General features: G+C 62.5%; 19 protein-coding genes and 1 tRNA gene. 12 read left to right on the top strand and 8 right to left on the bottom strand.

Annotation, left to right across the window (positions count from 1 at the left end; all coding sequences use genetic code 11):
• Nucleotides 1-58: 58 nt before the first annotated feature.
• Complete coding sequence (locus tag ACRQEC_RS03835) at nt 59-259, bottom strand: hypothetical protein (protein WP_284883311.1); 201 nt, start codon at nt 257-259, stop codon at nt 59-61.
• A 100-nt stretch (nt 260-359) separates the two neighbouring features.
• On the opposite strand from ACRQEC_RS03835, the gene ACRQEC_RS03830 reads away from it, so the two are divergent.
• Nucleotides 360-1,223: a DUF5926 family protein gene (locus ACRQEC_RS03830; RefSeq protein WP_284883310.1), complete on the top strand. Its 864-nt coding sequence runs from the start codon at nt 360-362 to the stop codon at nt 1,221-1,223.
• Nucleotides 1,224-1,422: 199 nt separating this feature from the next.
• Entirely contained in the window at nt 1,423-2,217 is a 795-nt protein-coding gene (locus ACRQEC_RS03825; RefSeq protein ID WP_284883308.1) for a glycosyltransferase, read from the top strand.
• Nucleotides 2,218-2,274: 57 nt separating this feature from the next.
• On the opposite strand, the gene ACRQEC_RS03820 is transcribed toward ACRQEC_RS03825, so the two are convergent.
• Complete coding sequence (locus tag ACRQEC_RS03820) at nt 2,275-4,764, bottom strand: hypothetical protein (RefSeq protein WP_435734851.1); 2,490 nt, start codon at nt 4,762-4,764, stop codon at nt 2,275-2,277.
• Nucleotides 4,765-4,997: 233 nt separating this feature from the next.
• Here ACRQEC_RS03820 and pheA point away from each other — a divergent pair, with 233 nt between their 5' ends.
• The 7 genes from pheA (at nt 4,998) to ACRQEC_RS03785 (ending at nt 11,703) form a co-directional block, all read left to right on the top strand.
• Entirely contained in the window at nt 4,998-5,954 is a 957-nt protein-coding gene (gene pheA / locus ACRQEC_RS03815; RefSeq protein ID WP_284883306.1) for a prephenate dehydratase, read from the top strand.
• Between the two features lie 42 nt (nt 5,955-5,996).
• Nucleotides 5,997-7,121 carry an aminoglycoside phosphotransferase family protein gene (locus tag ACRQEC_RS03810; protein WP_284883304.1) on the top strand — a complete coding sequence of 375 codons (1,125 nt, stop codon included), beginning with the start codon at nt 5,997-5,999 and terminating at the stop codon, nt 7,119-7,121.
• A gap of 9 nt (nt 7,122-7,130) precedes the next feature.
• A complete protein-coding gene (gene serS / locus ACRQEC_RS03805) occupies nt 7,131-8,414 on the top strand; it encodes a serine--tRNA ligase (protein WP_284896025.1) in 1,284 nt (427 codons plus the stop codon).
• Nucleotides 8,415-8,495: 81 nt separating this feature from the next.
• Entirely contained in the window at nt 8,496-9,434 is a 939-nt protein-coding gene (locus ACRQEC_RS03800) for an HAD family hydrolase (protein WP_284896022.1), read from the top strand.
• Nucleotides 9,435-9,615: 181 nt separating this feature from the next.
• Complete coding sequence (locus ACRQEC_RS03795) at nt 9,616-10,863, top strand: leucine-rich repeat protein (protein WP_284896019.1); 1,248 nt, start codon at nt 9,616-9,618, stop codon at nt 10,861-10,863.
• Nucleotides 10,864-11,061: 198 nt separating this feature from the next.
• A complete protein-coding gene (locus tag ACRQEC_RS03790; RefSeq protein ID WP_284896017.1) occupies nt 11,062-11,376 on the top strand; it encodes a hypothetical protein in 315 nt (104 codons plus the stop codon).
• A 108-nt stretch (nt 11,377-11,484) separates the two neighbouring features.
• Complete coding sequence (locus tag ACRQEC_RS03785; RefSeq protein WP_284896014.1) at nt 11,485-11,703, top strand: hypothetical protein; 219 nt, start codon at nt 11,485-11,487, stop codon at nt 11,701-11,703.
• 116 nt (nt 11,704-11,819) lie between these two features.
• On the opposite strand, the gene ACRQEC_RS03780 is transcribed toward ACRQEC_RS03785, so the two are convergent.
• Complete coding sequence (locus ACRQEC_RS03780) at nt 11,820-12,092, bottom strand: hypothetical protein (protein WP_284896011.1); 273 nt, start codon at nt 12,090-12,092, stop codon at nt 11,820-11,822.
• A gap of 349 nt (nt 12,093-12,441) precedes the next feature.
• The gene (locus tag ACRQEC_RS03775; protein ID WP_284896009.1) at nt 12,442-12,804 is read right to left on the bottom strand and encodes a hypothetical protein; all 363 of its coding nucleotides are present in this window, start codon (nt 12,802-12,804) and stop codon (nt 12,442-12,444) included.
• A gap of 285 nt (nt 12,805-13,089) precedes the next feature.
• Between ACRQEC_RS03775 and ACRQEC_RS03770 the strand changes: the two genes are divergently transcribed.
• Nucleotides 13,090-13,914 (top strand): DUF8757 domain-containing protein, encoded by an 825-nt coding sequence (locus tag ACRQEC_RS03770; protein WP_284889814.1) that lies wholly within the window; start codon nt 13,090-13,092, stop codon nt 13,912-13,914.
• Here ACRQEC_RS03770 and ACRQEC_RS03765 read toward each other — a convergent pair.
• The 4 genes from ACRQEC_RS03765 to ACRQEC_RS03750 form a co-directional block, all read right to left on the bottom strand.
• Complete coding sequence (locus ACRQEC_RS03765; protein WP_435734850.1) at nt 13,885-14,337, bottom strand: DUF488 domain-containing protein; 453 nt, start codon at nt 14,335-14,337, stop codon at nt 13,885-13,887. The genes ACRQEC_RS03770 and ACRQEC_RS03765 overlap by 30 nt on opposite strands.
• 123 nt (nt 14,338-14,460) lie before the next feature.
• Nucleotides 14,461-14,547 (bottom strand) — tRNA-Ser (locus ACRQEC_RS03760).
• 123 nt (nt 14,548-14,670) lie between these two features.
• Nucleotides 14,671-15,648 carry a class 1b ribonucleoside-diphosphate reductase subunit beta gene (gene nrdF, locus ACRQEC_RS03755; RefSeq protein ID WP_016442136.1) on the bottom strand — a complete coding sequence of 326 codons (978 nt, stop codon included), beginning with the start codon at nt 15,646-15,648 and terminating at the stop codon, nt 14,671-14,673.
• Between the two features lie 120 nt (nt 15,649-15,768).
• Nucleotides 15,769-17,367: a trypsin-like serine peptidase gene (locus ACRQEC_RS03750; RefSeq protein WP_284896001.1), complete on the bottom strand. Its 1,599-nt coding sequence runs from the start codon at nt 17,365-17,367 to the stop codon at nt 15,769-15,771.
• A 240-nt stretch (nt 17,368-17,607) separates the two neighbouring features.
• Between ACRQEC_RS03750 and ACRQEC_RS03745 the strand changes: the two genes are divergently transcribed.
• Both ACRQEC_RS03745 and ACRQEC_RS03740 read left to right on the top strand, forming a co-directional pair.
• A complete protein-coding gene (locus ACRQEC_RS03745) occupies nt 17,608-17,877 on the top strand; it encodes a hypothetical protein (RefSeq protein WP_284895998.1) in 270 nt (89 codons plus the stop codon).
• Between the two features lie 9 nt (nt 17,878-17,886).
• The gene (locus ACRQEC_RS03740; protein ID WP_284895996.1) at nt 17,887-21,075 is read left to right on the top strand and encodes a DEAD/DEAH box helicase; all 3,189 of its coding nucleotides are present in this window, start codon (nt 17,887-17,889) and stop codon (nt 21,073-21,075) included.
• Nucleotides 21,076-21,276 lie beyond the last annotated feature (201 nt).

The following is a 21,276-nucleotide window of genomic DNA, read 5'->3' as shown; positions in this document are numbered from 1 at the left end:
CACTCTATCGCAGCACCGCGCCCGCAACGGCCTCCACCGGCGCAAAGTCAAGGCACCCTTAGTCGCGATTCGCCCACCAGCGCCAAATAATGACAGCAACACCCACGGCAACCGCCGCGATTCCCACCCAGCGGATAATGGACACCGCCGTCGGATCCGCGGCGGGCGCGGCGAGGAGCTCGCCCGCCAGGGGTGCGGGGAGGGCCGGAGAGGTGGTGAGGTCGGCAAGCTGCGGCGTCGTCGTTATGAGCAGATCCATAACGCAACTCTAACGTGACCATCGCCCGCGGGCCGCATCTCACGTAGAATCTCGAGGGTAAACGGCATCATCCTGCATAGAAGCGAGAAGACGAGGACTTATGGCTAAGAAGAACCGCAAGAAGGATTCGGCGACCCCGAAGAAGAAGCGCGCGATTATTCCTTTCGTTGAGCGGCCTTTTGAGGGGCTGGATGCCGAGGCGGAGCTGGTGGCGATGCGCGATCTGCTGCCGCTGGCGACCATGACCGTCACCCTCACCGAAGAGTACGGCAGCGAAAAGGTTATTTTTGGCACGCTGCTGCCGAATATGGTCGGCGCGCTGCGGCGCACGGACGGCCAGCTCCTGGTTGCGATGCAGACGGTTATGAATTCTGGCGACGCTTCTTTGGATATTGCCACGCGTGTGCTCGCCGGTCTGGAGCTCAAGCCGGGAGAAAGCTACCCGGGCGGCACGCAGCCGGAGGCCGGTTCCCCGCGCTTGCAGGATATTGTGGCCTCGTTCTCCGAGCTGGAACTGCAAGAAGATCCGGCTTTCTGGATGACGGAAGAGGAAGCCGCCACCCCCGAATCGCAGGCGGCCTTGCGTGATGCCCGCGCGGATATGGTTCCCGCCGCGCGCATCGAATCCGTGAACGGTGCTTACTGGTGCCGGATGTCGCGCGAGTTTTTGCGCTGGGTGCGCCCCGAACCGCGCGATGCGGTGCTGGACGGTTTGGCGCGTTTGCGCGTCTCCGGCGAGGAGCGTTGGGACGACGACGCCCGCTTCATCGGTGCGTTCCGGGCCTACGGATTGTCGGTCCCGGTGTGGGAATTGGCGCGCGGCACCGAAGCGGAGGAATTGGAAGAGCCGCTGGCGAAGTTCGCGGAGAAGTTGAGTGCAGCTATTGCTTCGACCGAGCCGCTGACCTCGGAAGAAAAGCGGGCCCGCTCCGGGCTGGTTTCCCGCCAGGTGACCTTGCGCTAAGCGGCGCGGGCGCGAGCCGGCCCCAGGCTTCCTTGCGTTAGGCGGCGCGGGCGCGCGCCGGTCTTGGGGGACCTTGCAGTCAGCAGCGCCGGCGCCCCGGCTTAGGTAGCCTCGCGTTCAGCCAGCCGTCTTTAGTGAACTTCCACTAGTTTATAGAAACGGTAAGCAAAGGCCCCGTTTTTCCCTATACACTTATGCCGTGAGTAAAGTCGGTCAGGTCGCGGTGGTCGTGCCCGCGAAGGACGAGGAGCAGTACGTGGGGCGTACTGTGCGCGCAGCGTATGCGCTTCCGGGTGTGGACCTCGTGGTGGTTGTTGACGACGGGTCGGATGACGAAACCCAGGCTATTGCCCGCGCTTCCGGGGCTACAGTGGTGCGCCATTCGGTGAATCGCGGAAAGGCTTCGGCGATGGAGACCGGGGCGAAGGTGGTCCGCATGCGTGATGTTGAGGGTCGCCCGCCCCGCCATTTACTTTTCCTTGACGCGGATCTGGGCGATTCGGCTATTGAGTGCGCTCCTCTTATCGGGCCGGTTGTGGATGGCCGAGTTGATTGCGCGATTGCTGCTTTGCCTCCGCAGGAGGGTGCGGGCGGTCATGGTTTTGTGACTCGTTTGGGGCGCCGTGCGATTGAGCGGGCTACGGGTTGGTCTCCGCTTCAGCCGCTGTCCGGTCAGCGCTGTATGACGGCGGCGGCTTTTGATGCGGCGCGTCCGCTCGCGAAGGGTTGGGGCGTTGAGGTGGGGATGACCATCGATATGCTGGTGGCTGGCCTGACTCTCCAGGAGATTCCGTGCGATATCCGCCATCGGGCTACCGGGAATGATGTGGCTGGGACTCTGCATCGGGCCGGGCAGTATCGTGATGTTTTCCGGGCGGTGTGGTCGCGCCGCTTCCACGGTGTCAAGGTACCCGTGGAATCTCGCGGCGCTGCTAGTTCCAGCGGCACCGAGCATTTCGCTCCTTATCGCGCGCTGGTGCTGGAGCATTCCTGAGCCCGCATCGCTCCGTCCTCCGCAATCTAATCCCGCGAATTTCTTCCCGGCTGGCCGTTATCTGCCAGCCGGTTTTTCTTGTGGTTCTTGGGCGGCATCCGTGCCCGCGCATTCCCCGAAGGAACTTTCCCCGGCCCGCATGAGCCCAAGGGCAAAGGTGGGGGCGAGCAGCGCGACCCCGACTCCGAGGATGACCAGGCTGGAGTCGTTAATAAGGGAGGCGTAGCCGAGGGCGAGGAAGCCCGCGGCGGTTGCAGCGGCCGGGTGCGGATGGGCTGTAACGCACGCATGTACCTGCGCGGTTGCTGGCCGGGCCCGCAAATCCCAGCGCCCCGAGGTCACTAGCCACACCACCATGCATACTCCCACGAGGAGGGTGGCGCCCAGCGCACCGGCCACCAGGGGCGGCAGGCCAAAGAATGCTTGGGACAGTTTTCGGGCGACGACGGCGCCAGCCCCGCCGTGTTCCACCCTGCCTACAAAGTTACCCAAGTGGGTGGTGGATCCCACCGCACGGTCAAGCACAGCCAGGCCGGCCGAAACCGCCACCCCGGCGATGGCCGCGAGCGCGGTGTGCCACCAGGTCCAACGCTTTCCCCAGGTGTGCCAGGCGAGATAGGCGAAGCCGAGGGTGAGGGCCGGTGGCCCGCCGGCATCCGCTCCGAAAACGGGAAGCCCATCCAGGGCGATGGCGCACGCACCCACCGCGAGTACAGCGAAACCAGCCATACGGGTTGCCCGGTTAGTGGGTGTGGCCGAGCCGCCGGCGCTGTGTATGCGTGCGGCGAGGGTGGCGGCTGCGGCAAGCGCGCCGACAGCGAAGATAGCGAAGACCGAGTTATTAAAGCCGAAGAAACGCCCGGCAACGGTGGGGAGGGATCCCATAACCGAGGTGTTGGCGAGGGAGTATCCCCCACCAAAGGTGCTGACAAGGACGTCCACCGCGATCACGGTAGCGCTGAGTGTTCCCAACCGTGCTAGCGGCGCGGCAATCCAACGATCCCCCGCCGGGGCCTGGCGGCGCGGGCCGGCTAGCGCCCAGGTGGCAAGAAGCGCAGCAAGGACGGCCAGGCTGCTCCACCAGCCAAGTAGCGGGCGGGAGAAGGACCACCACGGAATAATCCCGATAAGGAGCGCGCTCACGGGCAGGGCCGCGAGCCACGCGAGGAGCTGCGCGAAACCGGTGGGGCGGGCACGGCGGGCTGCCGCCCGGGTAGGGGGTACGGGCGCGGTAGCAGCTTGCGGAACTGAAGCCCCGGCAGAACTGCCAGCAGCCGCTGCCACTGTTGCGGGTGGGAAACGATGGAAACGAACCAGGTGTACGGCAATAACGGCGAAACAGACCAGCCCGAGGCCGGCAAGCAGGAGGTAGAACTGCGGGCTCAGCTGCGCAGTTAGATCAGCACGGAGTGCTTGGCCGTGCAGGGTGGCATTGGCCGTGGCCAGCGTGGTTTTTCCACCGCTATCTACGGTGAGCAGCGCGGGAGCGCCGTTGTGCCAGGCGAGCACACTGGGTGCCAGGTCAATGAGCTGAACGAGGCCGGCGGTGCGGGTGGTTGTGGAGCGAGCGAGCGCGGTTGTTTCGCCCGGCTCCAGCAGTGCGAAGAAACCAAGTTCGGCCCGCTCGGCACGATCAGCCACAGTGGTGATAACGATGCGGGCCTGCGGTTGATGCGCGGTGACAAGCGCGATGATATTCCCGAGGCGTTCATCGAGCTCGGCCAGGCTCCCGACGGGGACATTCTCCGCACCAGCGCTTCCTCCATCAGCGCTTTCTGCACCAGTACTTCCCGTATCGCCACCTTCCGCCGCAGCGTTCGCCGCATCGAAACTTCCCGCGTCAATAACGGTAAGGTCCCGCCCGGCGAGCACCGAACCATCCGCTAGCACATCCGCGAGATCGCGGTAGGCGATACGTGATTCCGCCTGGCGGTTGAGGGCGAGGGCAGCGCCCGGGCCCACCGCGAGCGTCCGCTCCGGAGCCACGGCCTGCGCTAGCGCACCCATAACCACGGGGTAGTGGGCGGCGCTGCTTTCTTCGCTTATCTGTTCCGCATCACGCACCGTACCATCCGGGGTAACCAGGGATTCCGGCGCCACGCAGGAGCTGGCCGCGGGGGTGACCGCCGCGCGGGCACCGGCCCCGAGGCTCACCCAGCCATCCGCCGCGCAGGTGGTGGGCGCGGCCGTGCGCACGGAAATATTGGCGAGCGCAGCGCCGTAACCGCCCGAATTATCCGTGCCCGAACCTGCCAAAGCCGCACTGAGCCGCGGGGTGCTTTCCTCACCGACATCTGCCCAGCGCAGCCCGGCCACCCCGATCATCACCGTGGGGCGCGCTTGCTCCGGTGCCGCTTGCGCTGCCGAGCCGAGCGGCCTCGCCGGCGCACCCTGCGCTTCCGGCAAGCTCACCGCGCGCGCGGACGCAGGCGCCCCACTCAGCGTGGCCCCGAAAACCACCATCGCCACAACAGCAAGCACCGCCGCCCAGAACCCGGCCAGCCGCATCGTGCGCCCGCCGTGGCTATTACCGTGAGAATTCCGCATGGAACCAGCCTACTCGGCACCTACGACACTTTTAGAAGCCCCGAACACCCCCACGCCCCGCGTACTGCGAACACACCTCTAACACACCCCGAGCACCTACCCTTTCGGACGCCCCGAACGCCCCACCCCGGGGCGGGATACAATAACCAGGCGACAGCGCGGGCAGGTGCACCGCCGCCCAGCTGCGCCGTCGTACCTTTTCTTCACGCAATCTCCACGCACGAAAGGACACCATGCAATCCTCGCCCGCTACCGAACCGGTCCGCTATTCTTTCCTCGGCCCGCGCGGCACGTTTTGCTTTGCCGCTTTGCAGCAGGTAGCCAGCGAGGACACCGCCACCTTCGTGCCCGCGGTGGACGTGCCCTCGGCGCTGCGGATGGTGCGCGCCGGGCAGACCGATGCCGCCGTGGTACCCATCGAAAATTCGGTGGAAGGCGGGGTTAATGCCACTCTCGATTCCCTCACCGCCGGCTCGCCGCTGGAAATTCGCGGGGAAATGCTGGTTCCGATTGCGTTCTCGCTGGCGGTGCGGCCCGGCACGCGCGCCGCGGATATTCGCCGGGTCGCCACCCATCCGCACGCGTGGGCGCAGTGCCGCACCTGGATCACCGAGCACCTGACCGATGCCGTGCACGTGCCGGCGACCTCTACGGCCGCCGCCGCGCGCGAACTGGCGGAAAATCCGGATGCGGATTTTGATGCGGCGATTTGCGCGGTGCCCACCACCGGCGTGTACGGGCTCGCCTCGCTGTCCGATGAGATCGCCGATAATCGCAATGCCGTCACGCGCTTCATTAAAGTGAGTAAACCCGGGGAGATTCCCCCGGCGACGGGCTCGGATAAAACAACGCTGATGGTGCGGCTGGCCTCGGAGAAGCCCGGCGCGCTGCTGGAAATGCTGCAACAATTTGCCGCGGTTGGTGTTAATTTATCGCGTATTGAGTCGCGCCCGGCCGGCGACCAGCTGGGGCGTTACGCTTTCTCCCTGGATGCCGAGGGCCATATTCACGACGAGCGGGTGCAGGCCGCGCTGGTCGGGCTGCATCGCATCTGCCCGGAAGTGACGTTCCTGGGTAGTTACGCGCGCGCGGATCGGCAGGTCACGCGCCTGCACGCCGGGACTTCCGACGAAGATTTCGGTGCCGCGCGCACCTGGGTCGCCTCGCTGCTCAGCCGGGTCACCCGCTAACGGAAGCGCTTGCCCGCTATAGCCAGTATTCATCGAGGCACCATGAACCCGCTGCACACACCGCTCACACTGCGAACACTGCTTACCGGGCAGCAGTATGCAGCGTTTACGGCCGCGTGGGCGGAGCTGCGCGGCGGCTCGCTAACCGGCGGGTCACTGACCGGCGGCGCCTTAGGTGACGGGCGTTCTGGCGGGTCACTGACCGGCGACGGGCATTCCGGCGGCGCGCTGACCAGCCCGGATACCGTGCGGGTGCGCGACCTTTCTTGGCCGGAGCGCGAGAGCACCGTTCTTCACCTCAGCGGCCCCGGGGTGTCCTGGATTCTCAAAACCGCCGGGAACACTGCTTACAGCGTGGGGCGCGAAGCCCGCGCACGCGCGTGGACCGGCCCTTTGGAGGCGCGCGGCACCGTGGCTCGCTTGCTCTGGTACGACGACGCCGCCCCGCTCGCCATCCTCGACTATCTACCCGGATGTGACGTTCTGGGCAGCCCGTGGGAATTATCCCCGCGAGTGCATTACCAGGCCGGGGCCGCCCTCGCGCTGCTCCACGGGGCGGGAGCTCGCCTTGATCACGGTTTCGCCAAGGGTGCCCTTACTCGCACCCGAGCGCGGATCGCGGAGATTCGCGCCCTCGCTCCGGGTGGATCGCTGCCCGCTGATTTTACTGGCGGACCGCTGCCCGCCATTTCCCCGGAGGTTATCCTGCCCGCCGCTTTCGATGAGAAGCTCGCCGAAGCGGAGGATTTCCTGGCGAGCTACCAGCCGGGCAGCGTCGTCGTGCATCCCACGCACGGGGATTGGCAGGCGCGCAATTGGTTGTGGGATGAGCCCGTCGGCCAGCTGCGGGTCATTGATTTTGGGCGCTTCGGGTGGCGGCCAGCCGCCGCGGATTTCCTGGAGCTGCACGAACTGTGGCGGGCCCATCCGGAATTGGACGAGGCCGCGGCGCGCGGCTACCGCGAGGCTGGAGGAAACTGGCCCGCGGAGAGCGGCATCGGCAGCGGCAAGCCCGGCAGCGGCAAGCCCGGTGCCGGAAGCGGCGAACGCGGGGCCAGCGATGAAAGCGATATTGAGCGGCTGCTGCGAGTGGCACGCGACGTCGGCCATATGTGGCACCGGGCCACCACGGCCCGCCGGATCGCGGGCGCGCCCGCCGCGCGCTAAGCTGGATCCATGCTTGATATGCGTTCTGTTCGCGAGAATCCGGAAGCCATCCGTGAGTCCCAGCGCCGCCGCGGGAATGATCCCGCTACCGTCGATGCCCTGCTCGCCGCCGACGATGCGCGCCGCACCACCCTGCAAGAGTTCGAAGCCGCCCGGGCCGAACAAAAAGAGGTGTCGCGATCCGTGGGGAAAGCCTCCCCGGAGGAGCGCCCCGCCGTGCTCGCCCACGCCAAGGAGCTGGCCGAAAAGGTCAAGGCGCTGGACGCGGCCGCGGCGGAAGCCGAAGAAACCTACCTGGCCGCGAATCGCGCGATTGAGAACCCGGTGCTCGCCGGGGTGCCCGCGGGCGGGGAAGATGATTATGAGGTGCTGGAAGTGATCGGCACCCCGCGTGATTTCGAGGCGGAGGGCTTCACCCCCAAGGATCACCTCGATATTGCGGAGGGCCTGGGGGCCCTGGATATGGATCGCGGCGCGAAGGTCTCCGGCTCACGCTTCTACTACCTCAAGGGAGTGGGCGCGCACCTGGAAATGGCAATGTTCCGCATGGCTATTGATCAGGCAGCCGAACACGGCTTCACGCTCATGACCACGCCCACGATTGTGAACCCGGATATTATGTCCGGCACCGGGTTCCTCGGGGAGCATTCCGATGAGATTTACTACCTGGGTGCCGATGACCAGTACCTGGTGGGCACCTCGGAAGTGCCGCTGGCCGGCTACCACAAGGATGAGATTTTGGAGCTGGGCGGTAAGCCGCGGCGCTACTGCGGGTATTCGGCCTGCTACCGGCGTGAGGCCGGCTCCTACGGGAAGGACACCCGCGGGATTATTCGCGTGCACCAGTTCAATAAGGTGGAAATGTTCTCCTACTGCCCGGTGGAGCAATCCGAGGAAGAACACCGCGCGCTGCTCGCGATGGAACGCGAAATGATCGGGAAGATGGAACTGCCCTACCGCATTATTAATGTGGCGGCCGGTGATCTGGGTTCTTCCGCGGCGCAGAAATTCGATTGCGAGGCGTGGCTGCCCACCCAGCACCGCTATATGGAAGTCACCTCGACCTCCAATTGCACCACCTACCAGGCGCGGCGGCTCAATGTGCGCGAGCGCGTGGACGGGAAAACCCGCGCGGTGGCCACCCTCAACGGAACCCTGGCCACCACCCGCTGGTTGGTGGCGCTTTTCGAGAACCACCAGCAGAAGGACGGCTCGCTGTACGTGCCCGAGGCGCTGCGGCCCTACCTGGGAGCCGGCCTGGCCGGGCGCGAATTCATCGAGCCGGTGAAGTAGCCGGTGAACTATCCGGTGCGCGAAGGCTGAACAGCTCGGCGCTCCGAACAGAGTAACGACCAGCGTAACGAAGGCGGCGATGTGAAAATCCAGGTGGAATCGACGGCGGCGCGCTTGCGAGCCGCATTCGATGCCGCCGGGACCCCGCCGGCCGGGCCGGAGCTTATGGTCTGCCTGGATTTGGACGGCACCACGCTCCGGCCGGACGGCATTATTGCCGAGCGGGTGGACGCCGCTTTCCAGGAGCACCTGCGCCGGGGAACCCACCTGGTGGTGGCCACCGGGCGCGGGCGCGAATCCGCCATTCCCGTGCTCGATATGCTGCGGGTGAGCGAAACCATTATGGTGTGCTCGAACGGGAACGAAACGGTGCTGCTCGGTAACGCGCAGCTTCCCGGGGTGCAGGTGCGCACGGTCCGCTCCATGACGGATCGCGGGGATGTGGTGCCGGTGCGCCTCGCTCACCTTTTCACCATGGAGGAAGCCGACCTGGCCCGTGCCCTCGATGCGATGCGCCGCGAATTCTCGGGTGCCTATTTCGCGGTGGAACCGGTGGAAGGCCCGCGGCGGGTGGCGCACGGGTACGCCACCGAACGCCTGGAACCCAATGCCATCTGGGTGAAATTCAAAGACCTCGTGGTCCCGGACGCCCTGCGCCTCATTATGGTGGTTCCGCGCATGGAAGCCGCCGAGCTCATGGCGCGCCTCTCCCGCCTCGAGATGCCGGGTGTGGATTGGGCGGCGTCTTCCTCCTCTGGCTCTGGCTGGGTGGATGCCGGGCGGGCCGGGATCTCCAAGGCGAGCGCACTCGAGGCGCTCCGCCGCGATTTCGGCATCGCGCGCGGGGCAACCGTAGCCGTGGGCGATGGCGGGAACGACATCCACATGCTCGAGTGGGCCGGCGTGGGGGTCGCGATGGGGCAGGCGCTCGATTACGTCCGTGCGCACGCGCGGGCCGTGACCGATCCGGTATGGGACGACGGCGTAGCCACCCTCCTCGAGGTGCTGCTGGCGCGTTAACGCTGGCGCCGTCGTCGTTAAATATCACAAGCGCCCCGCACAGCCGCAAGCTGCGATAATAATATTTTCTACGCAATCCGGTTCATTTTCTGATGAATTTCCGCGCGTTTCGCGGTACGGTGGCGGTGAGTAACCCGAGTTTCTCTGGGCTCTCCCGAGCCGCACCACGAAAGGATATCGGATGAAAAAGGGACTCGTTGGCACGGTGGGTGCACTGTGCACGGCATTGATGATGGGGCTGGCGGCGCTGGTGCCGGCAGCCACCGCCGCTCCCGCTGCCACGTGGGATGCCGCGGATTTCACTATTGAAACCGAGGGCGCTACCACAACGCTGCGCGGTTTGAGCGATACCGGCCTGCAGAAAATTACGAACCTCAAGCACGTGGTTATTCCGGAGGGCGTGACCGCGCTGACCGGGCCGAATGGCCGGACGGGGAATATGCACAGCAAGGGAATCACCGGTATTACGCTGCCGGCCACGCTCACGGAGGTGAGTTACGGTTTCCTGGATCGCAATGCGATTTCCGCGGTGGAGTTCCCGGCGGGGATGCAGAAGATTGGGCCGGCGGCTTTCCAGGCCAATGCGCTCACGGAGGTCACGCTGCCCGCCTCGATCACCGAGGTGGCCTGGAGCGCTTTCCAAAATAATCATATTTCCACGGTGCGGTTGGCCGGCGCGTATAACAACGCCGTTTTCCCGGTGGTGCCCGGCAGCAGCGCTGGCAATAGCAGCCCGGCTTTTGCGCAGCAGGAGCTCGCCGACGCCACGGTACCCGCGCACGGCACGCTCACACTCGCGCGGATTTCTGATGTGAACGGCGATCTCAGCGGTCGCGGGCTCACGTGGAGTGCGTATTATTGGGACGACGGCGCAGCCGAGCCCGCCCTCACCAGCTCCATCGTGACCTTTGCTGATGGCACGGTGACCGGGGTGGCCCCGGGTTCCACCCGCGTCATCATGATGGCAAATGATACGGCCACCGGTAAGCCGCTGTATTCCGCGGTGGTTCGGGTGAATGTGACCGAGCCGGCGCCTGAGCCTGAACCCGAACCGGTTCCTGATCCTGAGCCAGTTCCCGATCCCGACCCCCAGCCGGCGCCAGACCCTGTTCCGGACCCTAACCCTCAGCCGGCACCAGACCCTGTTCCGGATCCAAACCCTCAACCGCAGCCGCAACCCGATCCAGATCCGGCACCCGATCCGCAGCCGCAACCCGCGGATCCAACTTCTCCGTCGCAACAGCAGGCCCCGAAGCCCCAACCGGCTCCTAAGCCTGCGCCGAAGCCCGAGGCTAACAAGCCGGCTCCTGCCCCAAGCAAGGCACCGACGCGGCAACTCGCCCACACTGGCCTGGCCACTACGGGCGCTCTGGCCGTCATGACCGTGCTGCTGTCCACCGGCTACGCCCTGCGCCGGCGTGCGAAGTAACCCAAAGTTCTAGGTAACTCAAGGCTAAACGCCACGCACCTGGGGGCCGCGCCGATACCGGCACGGCCCCCAGGTTTTCTATTCTCCGCACAGATCCCGGGTGGTGATCTGACCGGCTGTCTACACTGAAGGTAAATGTGCGGCAAAAGAAGCCGCCGCGGATACTTATAATCACACGTAAGGTAAGGAGAAAACACCGTGGACCGAGAAGGGCTGCACAACGACGATAACCTTCCCTGGTCTCCCGTCGATATTCTCATCGATTGGATCAATGAACACGCAGACCCGGAACTCGTCGCGAAAGATGACGGTTACTGGCTTGAAGGAAAAGGCGGAGGTGGAACCCCGTGGTGCCTCATCTATGCTTTGGATGGTGCGAGCCGTTACGGAGTGAAAATCCCAGACGATAAGCTCATTCCACCGATTGAAGACATCCGTGGCGAGCTAACTGTCCACTCCCGGCGCGTCTTGAATATATTCCTTGAGAAGATCGGGTCGTCCCTACGGGTATAGCCTTATCGGACAAAAGCGGGCGCAGATCGGAGACCAGGTCGAACCGATTCCCCGCCGGCGTGAAATCTCCGAAAGGCTCGCTCGTAAGATTCTCGAAAGGAGCAAGAAGTGACAACACTAAATACCACGGTTACCCGTGATGGAAATTGGTGCGTCGCCGAATTTGCCCTTAACGGAAAGGAATACGGCACGCAGGCGCGCCGCCTTGATCATATTGAAGACATGGCAAAGGACGCCGCGGCGCTGATTACGGGAGATCCTCTCGATAGTTTCGCCGTTAACATCACCGTCGAAACCCCTGAATTCGCGGAGGATATCAAAAGATAAGGAGGCTCGCCTCGTTTGATTCAGGCGTAATACGAGACTCGGGACGCTTCTCTGCTGGCAGTTGCCCGGTTAGGCGATGCTGGATTTTCGCTTCGTGACATTGGTGCAGTTATGCGTTATATGGGTAGCGACTGATTCTTCGATACAGCTTGTTCGACATAATTCCAGAAGGGGAGGTAAGCGTCATCAACGGAACGCAGCATTTGAATAATGTCTTCAGGTAAACGTAAATGCAGGTCATTGGTACATACTGCAATGATAGATTCAATTGCGATCTCGTCTTGCCCGGAAGCGTGGTCTCCGTCTAGGCACTCCCAAAGATAATCGGGGAAATCAGAATGGCTTTTGACATACCGCTTCAGTTCTTCAAACGCGATATTAATCTCCACCTCAATCACCTTCTCTTTGGCTTTTTCGATTTCTTTGAAGCATTCGGCCCCTTCGGGTTCCGTGGGAGGCTTACAGACCAAACGAACGGCCCCGGGAAATGTTGCAACAACTGCTACAGCGATTGAATCGTATCTCCCGGGACCGTCCGCCCGTTCAACGAAGATGGAGGTACCCTAAAATGGGTAGATCATCATCAAGGCTCAGGATATATTCTGCTGCATAATAATCCAACAGTCAGAACCGTAGATTGATAAGCTCCGCGCGGGAATCACCGACATCACGTCGCAACCTACTGGGTATAAAAATTCCCCACATGAGTGCGGCCCGCAAGAAATAAAATAAGCGCGATTAGCTCGGAGAAATCTCTACGATGATCGGCTCTTCTTCCTCGGGGATAAGAGGGACACGAATCGGGGAACCAATCAGTTCGAGTTTTCGGTTAAGCTCCCTTGACGACCCGTAAGTCAATTCGTCGAGAATGTCGTCGACAGCTGCTGAAAGTAGAGACTCTGGCAGAGAGCACTTAGAAAAATGGGCCGCATTAATTGCGTAGATTAGATCCCATGCATCGCCATACATACCAAGGTAGTGCCCGTAGCCCTCGCCCTCACCTTCGCCAAAGAGGGATTGTTGATCGCCACGTGCCTGGACGTACTTGGCGAGCTCTATTACAGGATAGGTATTCGATTTATCGTTTACGCTTCCAGCCACGCTTTATCCTTACTTCTTTTACATCCGCGGTGGGAAAGCCCCAATAAAAGCGACGCCTGAGCTTCGGTGGGCAGGATTCCGAGGACCTCAGTCACCTCTATGGATGAAAGGACCCGGTTTCCCGGTTCCGGTTTGTCTCGGCAATCCTACCCATCAAAGATCAGACCCGGCGTTCTTTGCGCTAATTCTAGGTCACCAGCCCCGTGTAATCCATACCTCTCCCTAGCGGCAAGAAAATCTTGTAGCCTCTATTCACACCACCATCTTCGACGTGAAGGCGCGCCCATGGATATCAGCAAAGCAAGGGAACTGGACCGGCAAGGTCGAGAAATCGACGTTTTGGTCGTTGTTAAAACCGCTCCCATCCCCTCAGAAAAATACAAGGAAACCGTGTGCGTTGCCGGAGTCGCCCTCGATCCGCTTCGCTGGGTAAGGCTCTACCCTATCGCCTTCCGTTATCTTGACGGCACCGACCGCTTCAAGAAATATCAAACTATTCGAGTATCCGTCCGCGTACCTAACGATGATGACCGGGAAGAAAGCTTACGGGTCGAAAAGGATCCTCAACCTCAAGATGAGCCTATTGCCGGGTGGGACGAGAGAGCCATCTATCTCGACCCTCTTCCTACCAAATCCCTCTGCGAACTACGGGCGGAAGCTAAGAGAAATCCGGCCGCGCAATCCCTTGCGCTCATCACGCCCCGTGCAACACCCACTATTAAAGTATCGCTTCACCCGGGCTGGAATGAACAGCAGAAAGCCGCGCTGCGCAAATATAAAGACGAAGATATCTTCGGTAACAAGGGACTCACGCTCGAAGCCCCGCAGTTTATTGCCAGGCTTGAATTTTATTGCAATTTTCCGAGTTGCTCGCGCCATTCCTTGACGATAACGGACTGGGAAGCGGTAGCGCTGCAACGCCGTTGGCCGCCAACGGCGTCAATCGAATACGCCCAGCAAGAATTCGAAAAGAAATTCATTAGAGAACGGGAAAAGCCCGGCGTTCCACTGCGGATTATCGTTGGTAACCAAGCCGCTCCGCACAAACGCCACAGCTTCCTGGTGCTGGGAATTTTTGCCTCAAGCCGCGAAGCGCTCGGACTCTTCTAACACAGCGTGCGTTTCCTCAATCACGAGTTTTCGGTGGCACTGCTGGTGATTAGCCTCGAAGCAGAGAACGAGGATCGCACCGTCATGCGCTAGGTCGGCAATCTCGTGGATGGCTACCCGAGCATCCGGAGTCGCGAGCACTTCGTTGCGGAAACGCGCGTGAGCGGCATGCGCTTCGGGAGTTCCAGGATGAGCGAAAGCTGCCCGATTATCTTTAGGATTACCGAGGGAACGCATATGAACATAGCGAGTCCCCGTAGATTCAACCGCTTGGCGAAGCCGCGTTTTAGAAAATCCTTTCTTGCGGCTGATAGGGGTAAGTCGAATATCAACAACGGTATGGACTCGGTTAGCTTCCAATGTAGCGAGAAGATCACTGATAGTTTTCCCCTCGTAGCCCCAACCGAGAATAGTGGTGGCCATCGGTTGCACTCCTTCGTCTTAAGCGGGCGGCACGCGGCCCTATAACCTCATGAAACTTCAGTTACACACAAGCACGATGGCCGCGAAATCACAGGTAAATCTATGGCACGCGCCATCACAGAGCGGAGACGGAGGGATTCGAACCCTCGAGCCGCTATTGCGACTAACACCTTAGCAGGGTGCCACTTTCGGCCACTCAGTCACGTCTCCATGCTCACCGGGAAAACCTGAGCTCACCCGTGCAAGCCTTACTAGCGTACACGCTCAGCGGGGCGTGGTGCCAGTTTTTTCCCGGCGGAATTAGTCACGCACCACCGCGAGCGCGCAAGCACGCTAGAAATCCCAGTCGTCGTCGGTAGTATCTTCCACTTCGCCGATAACGTACGAGGATCCGGACCCGGAGAAGAAATCGTGGTTCTCGTCCGCGTTCGGGGAAAGCGCCGCCAGAATCGCCGGATTGACGGCCGTCTGATCCGGGTTGAACAGCGCTTCGTAACCGAGGTTCATGAGCGCCTTATTGGCGTTGTAGCGCAGGAATGCCTTGACATCCTCCGTCAGGCCCATCTCATCGTAGAGGCTGGCGGTGTATTCTTCCTCGTTCTCGTAGAGGTCTTGGAGCAGCTCAAAGGTGTATTCCTTGAGTTCGGCCTTGCGTTCCTTGCTGGCCTTCTCCACCGCGCGCTGGTATTTGTAGCCGATGTAGTAACCGTGCACGGCTTCGTCGCGAATAATGAGGCGGATGAGATCCGCGGTATTGGTGAGCTTGGCGTGCGCGGACCAGTACATGGGCGCGTAGAAACCGGAGTAGAACAGGAAGGATTCCAGCATCGTGGAGGCGACCTTGCGCTTTTCCGGATCGTCCCCACGGTAGTAATCCAACACGATCTGCGCCTTCTTCTGAAGGAATTCGTTATTTTCCGACCATTCGAAAGTTTCGTCGATCTCATCGGTGGAAATGAGCGTGGAGAAAATTGAGGAATACGACTTCGCGTGCACCGATTCCATGAAGGCGATATTGGTATACACCGCTTCCTCGTGCGGGGTGACCGCGTCCGGAATGAGCGAGACCGCTCCCACAGTGCCCTGAATGGTATCGAGCAAGGTCAGGCCGGTGAACACCCGGGTGGTCATGAGCTGTTCATGCGGCTTGAGGGTATTCCACGACTGAATATCGTTGGACAGCGGCACCTTTTCGGGCAGCCAGAAATTCCCCGTGAGGCGGTCCCACACTTCGAGGTCCTTTTCGTCCTCGATGCGGTTCCAGTTAATGGCTTGCACAGAACTGACAAGTTTCAACTTCGGGGGGATCACAGTAGCTCCTCGTTAGCGCAGGTGATGCGGGATAGATGATGGATAGGAACGACGACGCCGCTCGCGCCGCCACACCCCGCCCATTCTAGACGGTTGAATCGGTAAGCGGTGCGAGCCAGGTCATGAGGTGCGCGGCTTGGGCTGGATACCTTGCTGGGAGATATCCGCATACTGCGTCGTCGTGCCATCGATATTGGTGACGGTGAGGGTGTCATCGGCGATGCTCATCTTGGTCACGTTGGTGAATTCGAGGGGAAGATGCGGGTTGAGGTGCTCGGGGTGGCGCAGACCGAAGAGCCCCGGGTCATGCCAGAGGATGAGGGCGCCATCGCGGCCGAGGGTGAGAATATCGGCCATGCCGGAGCCGTCCAGGTCCCCGGCCGCGAGGGTGCGGAGGTTACGTAAACGGCGATCACGCCCGCCCAGGAGCCGTACGGAACGGAAACTGCGCGCGGCATCTAATTGAGCGAGCTCGCCGGTTTCTTCCCCGGCTGCCGGCAGGACTTCCGCTCCGCTGCCGGCATCCAGGTAGAGCGCGACCGCCCCGGAGGGCCACACCGTGAAGGCATCGGCGCGGTCGGGCTGGCCGCCCAGGTAGCCGAGGACTTCGTGGGCCGGGTTGCCCGGTTCGAGGGTGGCATCCTCCAGGGTGATGCGGGCTTCTTCCAGCAGCTGCGCGATGAGGTTATCCATGGGCACGCCCACGGATTCATCATCGGTATAGCCGCCGCCGTCCTGCGCGCCGCCGGTGATCGCCACGATAGCCCATTCCCCGTTCTCGCCTTGCTGGAGCCAGGGCCCGCCGGAGACCCCGGTGGGCATCCCGGCGCATTCAATATGGAAGTAGTCCACCCCGTTTTCCGTGAAAGTTTCGGTGGAGTTACGGCAGTGGCGCGGGTAGGCGGAGGTGTAGTTATCGGCCTCGAAAGATTCGGCCACCGGGTAGCCAATCACCTCAATATCAGGTTGTTCCGGGCTCACATCGGCAAGGGGCAAGCCGCCGGTCACGTCCTCAAGGAGGTTGCCGAAGCGGTCCGGGTCCGCGGTGAGGACGGCGGCGTCGTACCGATCCGCATCCTCATCATCACTGTAATATGCGTCGTTGATGACCACGGCGTCTGGGTCGATACGCCAAATACCGTGGGGAATATAGGCGGTGCCGGCAATAATGGAGAATTGCGGCACGAATACCGTGGCGGCGTAGGCATCCCCGGGCCAGCAGTGCGCGGCGGAAAGAATCTGGGAACGCCCCGGGGTATCGAGGACCACGCCGGTGCAGCCACGGATCACCTGAGTGGTGCCGGGAACCACGTGGAAGAAGGTGCCCACCTGCGGGATTCCCGGGAAGTTGTAGCCCGCCCCGGGCAGGCCCTCCCCCAGCCCCACATCGCTGACCTTCGGGTCCTCATTGAGGGCGGCGTTGAGGGAATCGGGAAGCCCGGCACCGCGGTGGTAGGCCGCGGCCAGGACCCGGCCGTCCACAATGCCAGAGTCGTCAAATTCGGCGTCGAGATCGCGGTGATTGGCATCGTCGTCCCAGACGATGGCCACGGCGTCGTCGCCAAAATTATCGTAAGTAACCGGGCGCGGAACCGGAGCGGCGAGCACCGGGGCTTTGACCAGCGCGCAACTACCCAGCAGCCCGGCGAGCAGAGCCAGCGTGAGCAGCGCGCCGAGTAACACCGCCAGGGTACCCGCGTGACGATACCGATTCCTCACCTGCTCCGCCTTCTTTCTCCGCGGGGTGGCTCCGCGGAAGTGGCACCTATCCTACCGCGCCGGCCTGAAGGTGATGGGGCTGGTTCGCTAGCAGGTTCGCCAGCGCGCGCCACGCCTGGCGGAGGCGTGACGCGGCCGGGTTCGCAAGCGCGATATGCACAGAACTAGTAGAGTGGTGAACTACCTGGCCGGCTGCCGGCCGGTCCACCATCGCGCGGAGTTACGCAGAATGGAGCACCTATGCTGTGGCAAAATATCCTGGCTATTCTTTCCGTTCTTGCCGGTCCGCTGCTGTATCTGACCGGCGCGGTGGTGATCGCGGTGGTCGGTATTGCGCTGGCGCGTTTCCTCGGGGCGCTCACGCGCCTGGCGAATGCCCGCGCGGAGAAGCTGGAGCACACCCAGAAGCTGGAGCACACCCAGAAGCTGGAGCACGCGGAAAACCCGGTGCACACAGAGAATCCTGAGCTCCAGGAGCCCGGACTTTCCTCATCCCCGGATGCGTCTTAAACTTAAAGGATGGCTGTCACACTAAGTTCAAAGATTGCGGCGCTAACCTTGGATGACTACGAGGTTTATTTCTCACCGCAAACCCGCGCGCGTGCGAAACGTTACGCGGAGGATGGCCACGTCCTTGATATCTCCGAAGACTCCGGGGAGATTACGGCCCACGTACTCGGCAACGGGCATACCTACCAGGTCGTTATCGAAGATACTGACCCGCTCCTGGCCTATTGTTCCTGCCCGGTGGCTCAATACTGTAAACATATCCTCGCAACCCTGCTGATATGCGCAGAAAATTGCGCCGATAGATCCTGGCGCACACTGCTGACGCGGGTATTACATCAGGCACAATCCACCCCGAAAACGCGGGGCCTCGGGCTTATTCTCGGCCGCAATCCGGAAAATGGGAAAATTACGGGAGTGCTGTATCCCGCGCAGCGCAACCTCAACGGTGAATGGTCGCGGCGGAGTACCGCGTGGTCCACTATCGCGCCGCGGTACGGCTCCCGCGCCAATACTGATGGCTTTGACCCGCTCCAGCTCAGCGCGCTCCGGAACTTGTACGAGGCAGCCCGGCGGAATCCCTATTCCAACCCCAATATTTCCCTCCGGGACCTCGGCACCGCCGCGATGGCGTACCTGCGTAACGTCCACGATGCCGGCGTTGAGCTTTACTGCGGTGATGTTGATCAGCCCTTGCGCCTGGCTCATGACCCCTGGGGTGTGCAGTTGAGCCTTTCCGCCCGCGAACCTGATAGTAATGACCTGCTTCTGCGGGTACTCCCGGAAACGCCGAACGGTACCCCCGCCGAAGTTCTTGCGGGTACCACCCCGCCTCTCGCCCTCAGTTACGAGGACGGTGCTTATATTCTGGGGCGCCTGCGCTCCACGATCCCCGATTATCTTTTCCAAGCCGCGGAAGATGCCCATCCTCTCACCATCCCGGCGGCGGATGTTCCTGTTTTTGAACTCAATCTCCTCCCGGAACTCCCGGAGGATATCCCCGTTGTTTCCCCCGACGGCGCCTTCACGCCGCACCGCTTCGCCGAACCGAATCTCCACGCGCTTATTCGCCGCCCTTCCGCTGAGGACGGCGCGCACTATCGGCACAGCGCTTTCCTCCTGGAGTGGTACTTGGGGCGGCGCATGCTGCCGGCCGATGGCAGTGAGAACCCCGCCGAATCCGAAGATCCGGAGAGCACATCCCTCTATACGGAACTGACGGTGCACCGTCTCCTGCATGAGGCGCCTCGGGAACAGCTGACCGCGGTGCGTGAAATCTGGACGAAGGCCACGAAGCTGCCACCGCTTGACCTTCTAACAACCCAAAGTTTGGACCTCAGCATCTATCAGACCCTGCGCGAAGTCGTTATTCCGGCCTGGCGCGAGGCAGGTATCACCACTACCGTCATGGAGGATGCCGATCTCACTATCGTGACCGATGCCCCGGTGTTGAGCACCAGCGTGAGCGAGGAGAACGACTGGCTTGACCTCAATATCACCGTCGACGTCGGCGAGCATCAGATACCACTCAACGTACTCTACGAGGCACTGACCAGCGGGCACGACCACCTCATCCTCGGCGATGTGCTGATCCCGCTGGGCAGCGACTTCGATGCGCTGCGCCAGCTTTTGCACGACGCCGCAGCTCTCGGCACCGTCACCCCCGAGAGTATCTCCGTGCCCAGGGCGCGTGCCCACGCCCTGGATCTTTCCGCGCTGGCCAATCCGCAGGCGCTCACCGATGCGCTCACCCAGCTTGATCACCTGGGCGAGCCGGTGCCGGTTCCCGAAACGTTCCAGGGCACCCTGCGTTCCTATCAGGAAGCCGGCTATTCCTGGCTCACCCACCTGGCAAGGGCTCATTACGGCGGGATCTTGGCCGATGATATGGGCCTGGGCAAAACCGCGCAGATGCTCGCCATGATTAGCGGCGCACGGGCGGAGGGCAAGTTGGAAGGCCCGGTGCTCGTGGTGGCTCCCACCTCCGTGGTGCCGGTCTGGCGCAGCGAAGCGGAGCGCTTCACCCCGGAGCTGCGGGTACACACCATTACCGGCTCGGGTAAACGCCGTTCACTGGCCCTGGCGAATATTGCCGCGAGCGCGGATATTGTGGTGACTTCCTATACCCTGCTGCGCCTGGAGCGCGCGGAGTACGCGAAGGTTGATTGGGGCGGGGTGATCCTCGATGAGGCCCAGGCAGTGAAGAACCCCAGCACGGTGGGTTACCACGCCGTCGCCGCGCTCACCCGCCCCTGGACCTTCGCGGTCACGGGCACCCCGGTGGAAAATAGCCTCTCGGATTTGGCGGCGCTGCTGGCCCTCACCAGCCCCGGCCTGCTCCCCGGGCACGCGCGTTTCACCGAGCAGTTCCAGAACCCCATTGAGAAATTTAATGACGAAGAGGCTGCCGCGCTGCTCACGCGCCTGGTGCGGCCCTTTATGTTACGACGCCGCAAAGCCGAGGTGGCCAAGGACCTCCCGGCCCGCACCGTGACCGAGCTGAGTGTGCCCCTCGCACCCGCCCACGCGCAGCGCTATCGCAAGCAGCTGGAACGTGAACGCCAGGAAATCCTCGGGCTTATCGATGACCCGAATGCGAATCGCATTTCGATTCTGGCTTCCCTCACCCGGTTGCGGCGCATGGCTATCGACCCGGGTCTGGTGGACGGGCGCATTACCACCCCGCCGGCGAAAACCAATCTGCTCCTTGAGCACCTCCAGCAGATTATCCCGGAAGGCCACCGGGCCCTGGTGTTCTCCCAGTTCACCACCTATCTGGAGCGTATTGCCCACCAGCTGGATCGGGAGGGTATTACCTATAGCTACCTGGATGGTTCCACCCGGGATCGCGCCGGAGCAATCGCGGCCTTCCGCGATGGCAGCGCCCCGGTGTTCCTTATTTCCCTCAAGGCGGGTGGTACCGGGCTTACCCTCACGGAAGCGGATTATGTGTACATTATGGACCCGTGGTGGAATCCGGCCGCCGAAGAGCAGGCCATTGACCGGGCCCATCGTATTGGCCAGGATAAGCCGGTCACCGTCTACCGGCTCGCCTCGGCGGATACCATCGAGGAGAAAGTCATCGCACTCCAGGCGCGCAAGCGGGAGCTGGCCGGCCTGGTTGATGAGGCGGCCCGCGGGCCCATTTCAGGGGCGGATATCCGTTCCCTTCTCGAGCTCACCGGGCCGGAGGGCCGCTAGCTGCGCCGTCGTACCGCGGGCCCGTGCCCGGCATCGCCGCGGCACGGAGCGCGGGGCGCGGCGCCGTCGTCGTTCCCCACCGAAACGAAGCGCCCGCGCTTAAGCCGAGCGGGCCGGTCACGTTTCCACGCAACCGGCCCGCTCCGCGCAAGCACACAGCCCGCAGGCCCGCTCCGCTCACCCGCGCCACGGGTAAACACC

The sequence above is a fragment of the Actinotignum saccati genome (genome assembly GCF_051265055.1).
In the GTDB taxonomy this organism is placed as follows: domain Bacteria; phylum Actinomycetota; class Actinomycetes; order Actinomycetales; family Actinomycetaceae; genus Actinotignum.
The sequence above is the reverse complement of the archived record's forward strand: the minus strand, read 5'-3'. Positions and strand labels throughout refer to the sequence as shown.

What these genes read in the sequence shown, in the direction of transcription:
- ACRQEC_RS03835 (WP_284883311.1), bottom strand. Translation starts at nt 259, where the DNA reads ATGGATCTGCTCATAACGACGACGCCGCAGCTTGCCGACCTCACCACC.
- ACRQEC_RS03830 (WP_284883310.1), top strand. Translation starts at nt 360, where the DNA reads ATGGCTAAGAAGAACCGCAAGAAGGATTCGGCGACCCCGAAGAAGAAG.
- ACRQEC_RS03820 (WP_435734851.1), bottom strand. Translation starts at nt 4,764, where the DNA reads ATGCGGAATTCTCACGGTAATAGCCACGGCGGGCGCACGATGCGGCTG.
- pheA (WP_284883306.1), top strand. Translation starts at nt 4,998, where the DNA reads ATGCAATCCTCGCCCGCTACCGAACCGGTCCGCTATTCTTTCCTCGGC.
- ACRQEC_RS03810 (WP_284883304.1), top strand. Translation starts at nt 5,997, where the DNA reads ATGAACCCGCTGCACACACCGCTCACACTGCGAACACTGCTTACCGGG.
- serS (WP_284896025.1), top strand. Translation starts at nt 7,131, where the DNA reads ATGCTTGATATGCGTTCTGTTCGCGAGAATCCGGAAGCCATCCGTGAG.
- ACRQEC_RS03795 (WP_284896019.1), top strand. Translation starts at nt 9,616, where the DNA reads ATGAAAAAGGGACTCGTTGGCACGGTGGGTGCACTGTGCACGGCATTG.
- ACRQEC_RS03770 (WP_284889814.1), top strand. Translation starts at nt 13,090, where the DNA reads ATGGATATCAGCAAAGCAAGGGAACTGGACCGGCAAGGTCGAGAAATC.
- ACRQEC_RS03765 (WP_435734850.1), bottom strand. Translation starts at nt 14,337, where the DNA reads ATGGCCACCACTATTCTCGGTTGGGGCTACGAGGGGAAAACTATCAGT.
- ACRQEC_RS03745 (WP_284895998.1), top strand. Translation starts at nt 17,608, where the DNA reads ATGCTGTGGCAAAATATCCTGGCTATTCTTTCCGTTCTTGCCGGTCCG.
- ACRQEC_RS03740 (WP_284895996.1), top strand. Translation starts at nt 17,887, where the DNA reads ATGGCTGTCACACTAAGTTCAAAGATTGCGGCGCTAACCTTGGATGAC.